This window comes from Janthinobacterium sp. BJB401 (assembly GCF_013372745.1).
Lineage (GTDB): Bacteria > Pseudomonadota > Gammaproteobacteria > Burkholderiales > Burkholderiaceae_D > Janthinobacterium > Janthinobacterium rivuli.
In genome coordinates this window covers 1-739 of sequence record NZ_JABXFH010000125.1, presented here as the reverse complement: position 1 = coordinate 739, position 739 = coordinate 1, and the positions used below count along the sequence as shown (strand labels likewise).

Here is a 739-nt window from a genome sequence, read left to right as displayed (position 1 = left end):
CTCCTCGAACAGCGCGTGCAGTGTCTGGCCGTGTGCGAATTCTTTCGCCGTGCTGTTCCAATCGACCAGCAGTTGCTGCCGCTCGCCTTCGGCCAGCATGCACACCTCGCGGACCAGCGCCTGCGGATTGGCTATGACCGCCATCAGCAGCGTCTGCAAATGCGCGGCCATCCGCTCCACCGTGGCGCGGTCGAACAAGTCGGTGTTGTATTCGAAGTTACCGCCAAGTCCATCCTCCGCCTCGACCAGCGTCAGCGTCAGGTCGAACTTCGCGACCTGTTGTTCGACACCCATCGGCCTGAGCGCCAGGCCGGGCAGATCCAGCTTGCCCGCAGGCGTGTTCTGAAGCACCAACATCACCTGGAACAGTGGACTATGGCTGGCATTGCGTGCCGGCGCCAGATGCTCCACCACCTGTTCGAACGGCACGTCTTGATGGGCATAGGCATCCAGCGTAGCCGCCTTGACCTGCGCGAGCAGTTCATCGAAGCGCTGCGCCGCATTCACCCGCGTGCGCAGCGCCAGCGTGCTGGCGAAGAAACCGATCAGCGGCTCAAGCTCCGTCCTTTGGCGATTCGCGATCGGCGTGCCGATGCAGATGTCATCCTGGCCGGCATAACGGCTAAGCAGCACATTGAAGGCCGCCGCCAGCGTCATGAATAAGGTGGCCTGCGCCTGCTGGCCAACGCGGTGCAAGCCGCTGGCGATGTGCGGTGGGAACAGCAGCGGTACATTGCCC

1 protein-coding gene is annotated in these 739 nt (G+C 63.2%); it reads right to left on the bottom strand.

The window, feature by feature from the left end; genetic code table 11:
• On the bottom strand, positions 1 to 739 hold a 739-nt coding region (locus HWE17_RS28465; protein WP_255206438.1), incomplete at both ends, for a condensation domain-containing protein.